Source organism: Streptomyces hirsutus (genome assembly GCF_001418415.1).
Lineage (GTDB): Bacteria > Actinomycetota > Actinomycetes > Streptomycetales > Streptomycetaceae > Streptomyces > Streptomyces hirsutus.
The window spans coordinates 1-5,677 of record NZ_LIQT01000410.1 but is presented as its reverse complement, the minus strand read 5'-3'; the positions used below and the strand labels follow the sequence as shown (position 1 = coordinate 5,677).

Genomic DNA, 5,677 nt, shown 5'->3' with positions numbered 1-5,677 from the left:
GGTGAGCTGTCGGGTTCGGGCCGGTTGAGTTGCCCGGCCGCGTCCCTCACGGGACACGACTTCACCCCTAGCCGCACCCGGCATTCCTCACCGGATTCGGCGCCTACCTTGGGTCCCCCGCTCCTGCCTACGGCGCATGACGCGACGACTGTTCCCGTGCTGCCACTGGCAGGATTCGGCGTGGCGGCAGCCGGGGCTCGCGTTGACGAGCGGTCACGACCGTAGACACGGGCTCAGCGGATTATCAAAGACGATCAGGGCTTCTGAGACCTATCTCTCATCGCCTTTAAATCGGACATTCGTCGCGAACCATGACCTCAACTGGCGCTTTTGAGGCACTTTTTCGCCCGCCGGTTCGACTGTCGCCCAGTCACCGCCCGACCGGTGCCGAGCCGCCGCCCAGCCGCGGCTCGGCCGGGAAAGCCCCGTCGCCCGACTGTCGCCCGGATGTCAGCCGTTGCCCTATTCGGACCCGAACGCGAGCGCCTGACCGGGAAGGACGAGGTTCGGGACGGCCGCGCCCAGGACCTCGCCCCCTCCGTCGTACTCGGCGAGCCATCCGCCGCCGAAGGCAAGGGAGTCGGCGGCGGCCGAGGAGCCGCTCCCGGTGCCGCTCGACGGGGACGAACCGTCAAGGCCGCGTGCGAAGCCAAGACCGCCGCGCGAGGCGTGCCGGCCGGAGGATCCGGCGTCACGGTCCTCACGCACCTCTTCCTCGGCGCTGGCGCCGCGGTGGCGGCCGCTGCCGGAGTTCTCGCCGTCGGCCGATCCCGAAGCATCGCCCTTATGTGACGACTTGTCCGAGTCGTCACCCTTGGCCGGGGCGGAGGGAGACGGGGAGGCGGAGGGAGAGGCTTCGGGCTCGACCGATCCGTCCGCACCCTCTTCCTTCTCCTTGCCGTCCGCGGCACCCTTCGCGCCCTTGGCGCCCTTCGCGTCCGACGAGGAGCCGGAGGACTGGGACGGCAACGGAGTGGCGGACCTCTCGGAGCCGGACTTGCCCGACGAGCCGCCCTCCGCGCCGGTGCCGACGTCGGGCACGGGCGAGTCCTGGCCCAGACCCCCCAGCAGCCCGCAGGCTCTCCACGCGCCGACGCCCTGGTCGGCGAGGATCTTCTCGGCCACCGCTATCTGCTGGCCGCGGCTGGCCTGGTCGGCGCTGGTCGCGTAGTCGAGGCCGCCGTACTTCTCCCAGTCGGCCTGGGTCAACTGCAGGCCGCCGTAGTAACCGTTGCCGGAGTTCTGGCTCCAGGAGCCACCGGACTCGCATTCGGCGACGCGGTCCCAGGTCGAGCCGTCGGCCGCACTGGCCGCGCCGGCCCCGAGGAGGGGGATCGCGATGGCCGAGCCGGTCACGCCGGCCGCGACGAGGAGAGCCGGAGCCTGGCGGGGGCGACGGTGACGACCGTTCCCGGAGAGCATGCGGAGACCTTTCGCAGACAACGGTTGCTCGCACGGCGATTCGAACTGTGGTACCGCAGAAGCGGGGCGCCGCGCTTGATGGGTGAACGTATCCGCAGTCGAACGTCTGTCACAAGTTCATGCCGCGCAGATCACATGAAGATCACAGAGCTGACTGCACGTCACCTTTGCGCCGGTCCCGTCCAGGTTCGACGGACCGTGTCCACAGCGGACCTGACGGTCACTTGCGCGAGGGCGAAGGGCCGTCGGAGCGCCGCCGGAGGCCCGCCCGGAGCGGACTCGACGACCATCCGGGTCATTTCGGAATGCGTGCCGAGCGCGGCGTTTCGTAGGCGACATCACATCGGCGGCGCGGTGAATCGCACCGGCAGTGTGCGCAGTCCGCGCATGATGAGGCCGCCGCGCCAGCGCAGTTCGGCCGGGTCCACCGCGAGTTCGAGGTCCGGCAGGCGGGTCAGCAGCGTGGCGAGCGCGGTCTGGCCCTCCAGACGGGCCAGGGGAGCGCCGAGGCAGTAGTGGATGCCGTGGCCGTACCCCAGATGCTGGTTGTCGCGCCGTGCGAGGTCGAGCGTGTCGGGGTCGGCGAACCGCTCCGGATCGCGGTCCGCGGCGGCCAGGACGACGAGGACCGGGTCGCCGGCCGAGATGTGCTGCCCGCCGAGGGTGAGCGCCTCGGTGGCGAACCGCCAGGTGGCCAGCTCCACGGGCCCGTCGTAGCGCAGGAGTTCCTCCACCCCGGTCTCCAGCAGTCCGCGCTCCCCGGCGGCGAGGGAGGTCTGCAGGCGCTCGCGCTGCCCCGGGTGGGTGAGGAGGGCGTAGGTGCCGTTGCCGATGAGGTTGACGGTGGTCTCGAAGCCCGCGAACAGCAGGATGAACGCCATGGCGGCGGCCTCGTTCTCGGTGAGGTGCTCACCGTGGTCGGAGGCACGGATCAAACCGGAGATGAGGTCCTCGCCGGGGGCGGGTTCGGCAGGCAGGGCCTCGCGCTTGCGGTGGATCAGGTCGGCCAGGTAGCCGCGCATCTTCTTCACCGACCGGGCCACACCACCCCTGGGTCCTCCCTGGTGGCGGATCATCATGCCCGCCCAGTCACGGAAGTCGTCCTGGTCCTCCCGGGGAACGCCGAGCAGGTCGCAGATGGCGTAAATGGGGAGCGGGAAGGCGAAGTCGTGGATGAGGTCGGCGGAGCCGCTGTCCGCGAACCGGTCGATGAGCCCGTCGGTGAGCTCCTGCACCCGGGGCGCGAACTCGGCGACCCGGCGCGGGGTGAACGCCTTGCTGACCAGTCTGCGCAGCCGGGTGTGGTCCGGCGGGTCGATGTTGAGCAGATGCGTCATCAGCTCGGCCTTGCGTTCACCGGGGATGCCGGTCTTCCCTTTGGCGTGGGCGGGCTCGTCGTGGTGCGCCGGGTTCTTGGAGAGGCGGGGGTCGGCGAGGGTCTGCTTGGCGTCGGCGTAACGGGTGACCAGCCAGGCCTCCACCCCGCTGGGCAGCCGCGTCCGGTGCACGGGCGCGTGCTCCCTCAGCCAGGCGTACGCGGGGTAGGGGTCACTCGCGAACTCCCAGGTGAAGAGTTCGGGGGCGCCCTTCTCGGGCTGGGACTGAAACTGGGGCTGAGGCTGGTCGTTCACCGCTCGACCGTATCCGGCGGCAGGCGGGAAGGTGCGCCCTGCTCTCCACGCCGGCTGCCCGACGGCACGCGGGCAGGGGCACCTTGCTCTCCACGACAGGTACCCGACGGCACGCGGGCAGGGGCGGCTATTCCCCCACGCCCTCCGCGGCCCGTATCGCGTCCCGGTAGGCCCGGGCGGCCGCGCGCAGCGCCGCCTCCGGGTCGGCGCCCTCCGCCTCGGCCCGCACCGCGAGGCCGAGCAGTTCGTAGCCGATGCCCTCCGCCCGGGGCAGGGGGACGTCCAGCCCGGCCGTACGGACGCGGGAGGCGAGTTTGGCGGCGAGGGCCAGTCCCGGCTGGCCCAGCGGGATGCCTTCGGTGACCGAGGTGCGCCGCTTCTCGACCGCCTTGGTGCGCAGCCAGTGCTCCTTGACCTCCTCGGGGGTGGTCGCCGTCTCGTCGCCGAAGACGTGGGGGTGCCGGTGGACGAGCTTGGCGACGATGCCGCCGGCCACGTCGTCCACGGAGAAGGGCTCCTCGGGGTGCTCCTCGGCTATCCGGGCGTGGAAGACGACCTGGAGGAGGACGTCGCCCAGTTCCTCGCGCAGTTCGTCCCGGTCGCCCTCCTCGATCGCCTCGACGAGTTCGTACGCCTCCTCGATGCCGTACTTCGCCAGGCCCTTGTGGGTCTGCCGGGAGGACCAGGGGCACTCGGCGCGGATGCGGTCCATGACCTGGACGAGGTCGAGCAGACGGGCGCCCGGCAGGTCGTAGGAGGCGGGGAGCAGTTCCAGCTCCGGCATCGGGACGCGGCCGGTGCCGGCGAGGCGGGCCAGGCCGTCGGTCAGGGCGGGCTCGCCCTCGCCGGTCGCCACGACCACCACCGTCCGCCCGCCGGCGCAGGCGCCCACCAGGTCCTCGGCGGCCGGGGACGCCTCCTCGACCGGTATGCCCGCCTCGCGCAGATACGGCAGCTGCGGGTGGGCGCCGTCCGCGCACAGCACCTTGTCGGCCGCGTGCAGGGTCTGCCAGGCGGGCCAGGACAGCAGGCCGGGGGCGACGCGGTGGCTGGTGGTGAGCAGGACGATGCGGCCGGTCGGGACCGCGGAGGGTGCCGCGGGGCTGGTTGCGTTCACGATCCGAAACTAACCCACGGCGCCGCCGGCCCCCGAAAGTTGTCCACAGGGGGACCGGCCCGGTGTGAAAGTACGCCTGGCGCGTCAGGCGACCGGCTGGGCCGCAGCCGCCCCCGTGACCTCGCGCACCCACGGGGTCTCGGCGTCGACGCGGCTGCTCTTCTCGTCGTCCCAGGTGCCGTAGCGCGGGTTGAGGTCGACGTCGAGCTTCTTGCTCGCCTCGGACAGCGCCTGCCAGAACTCGGGCCTGCTGGTGTCGGTGCCGAGCCGCTGGGCGAGCTTCTGGGCCTGGAGCTGGAGGCGGAGGTTGCCGTCGAGCCGCTCCGGCGGGATGCCGTACTGCTGCAGCCAGGCCGACTCCAGCGCCTCGGCCCCGCCGGCCTGCTCCTCCAGACCGGACCGCATGCCCTGGATCTCCTTGGGGGTGACCGTCACACCGGCGTCGCTCGCGGCGCGCTCCAGCACCCGGTCCAGGACCATGCTGTGCAGGGTGTCGCGGGTGAGGCTGCCGGTGCGGGCGACGGCCTGCTCGTACTGGGCCTCGTCCGGCACCGCGTCCTGCTGGGCCGCGCGGATCTCGTTGACCCGGTTCTCCAGCTGCGACACCGTGATCCGCTGGCCGCCCACGACGGCCGCCGCCCCGGGACGGGCGTCGTTTCCGCAGGCGGTGAGCAAGGGGGCCGCCGCGGTGAGGGCGGCGGTGAGGAGGAGCGCGGTGCGGCGACGGCGGTGCAAGGAGACCTCCTGGGGAGAGCTTGTGCGGCGGTGCACAAAGTCCTGCGATGATCGATGGTAGGCAGCGGCCGAGCTCTGGCCAACCCATTCGACCAACGATTAACCGGGACTTCCGGCACCGCTGCGCAGCCACCGGCCCGGCCGGGTTCCGAAAGGGGACGTCCTGCCCCGCTATCCGCGCACCTGCCCCAGCCACTGCAGGGTCCGGCGGATCTCGCCGGCGAGCGGGTGGCCGGGACCCTGGGAGCGCTCCACGTCGTGCAGCAGCCGGGCCAGGGTCTCGTGGGCCGCGGGACGGTCGCCGAGGGCGAGCAGGAGGTGGCCGATGCGGCGGCGGACGTCATGGGCGAGCTGCGGGTCGCCCGCGGCCACGTACTGGTTCTCGTAGTACGGCAGCAGCGCCCGGTACTCGGAGAGTGCCGCCGTCGGCTGACCGAGCTGCTCCAGGCACTGGGCGGCCTCGTAGCGGTGGCGCAGGGACTGCGGGTCGGCCTGGCCCGCCTCGGCGGCGCGTTCGTCGGCGAGGCGCCGCAGTTCGGGCAGTGCGCGCCGGTACTGGCCGTCGTCCAGGAGGGTGGCCGCGTACTGCTTGCGCAGGGTGCGGACGACCGGGGAGTGCTCGCCGTGCTGTTCGGCGGCGGCGGGCAGGATGCCGCCGAGGATGTCCACGGCCTGGGTGATGCGGCCCTCCCCGAGCAGCCGCTTGACCTCGTCCACGGCGGCGGCGACGTCGGCCTTCTCCGCGGCGGGCGCGGGCGGTGTGGCGGGGGCG

At 72.3% G+C, this 5,677-nt stretch carries 5 protein-coding genes and 1 riboswitch; all 5 genes read right to left on the bottom strand.

Going from position 1 to position 5,677, the window contains the following annotated elements; genetic code table 11:
* Positions 1–145: riboswitch (cyclic di-AMP (ydaO/yuaA leader) on the bottom strand. This riboswitch is flagged as partial in the annotation.
* A gap of 317 nt (positions 146–462) precedes the next feature.
* The gene (locus tag AOK11_RS28460; RefSeq protein WP_055596591.1) at positions 463–1,422 is read right to left on the bottom strand and encodes a transglycosylase family protein; all 960 of its coding nucleotides are present in this window, start codon (positions 1,420–1,422) and stop codon (positions 463–465) included.
* Between the two features lie 338 nt (positions 1,423–1,760).
* Complete coding sequence (locus AOK11_RS28455; RefSeq protein WP_055596590.1) at positions 1,761–3,053, bottom strand: cytochrome P450 family protein; 1,293 nt, start codon at positions 3,051–3,053, stop codon at positions 1,761–1,763.
* A gap of 127 nt (positions 3,054–3,180) precedes the next feature.
* Positions 3,181–4,170, bottom strand: a complete 990-nt coding sequence (locus tag AOK11_RS28450) for a nucleoside triphosphate pyrophosphohydrolase (protein ID WP_055596589.1) — start codon at positions 4,168–4,170, stop codon at positions 3,181–3,183.
* 84 nt (positions 4,171–4,254) lie between these two features.
* Positions 4,255–4,905 carry a SurA N-terminal domain-containing protein gene (locus AOK11_RS28445; protein WP_055596588.1) on the bottom strand — a complete coding sequence of 217 codons (651 nt, stop codon included), beginning with the start codon at positions 4,903–4,905 and terminating at the stop codon, positions 4,255–4,257.
* 171 nt (positions 4,906–5,076) lie between these two features.
* Positions 5,077–5,677, bottom strand: a 601-nt coding sequence (locus AOK11_RS28440) for a tetratricopeptide repeat protein (RefSeq protein WP_420903025.1), incomplete at its 5' end; no start/stop codon positions are given.

Excerpts from the sequence above, each read along its gene's own strand:
- AOK11_RS28460 (WP_055596591.1), bottom strand. The coding sequence starts at position 1,422 with ATGCTCTCCGGGAACGGTCGTCACCGTCGCCCCCGCCAGGCTCCGGCT.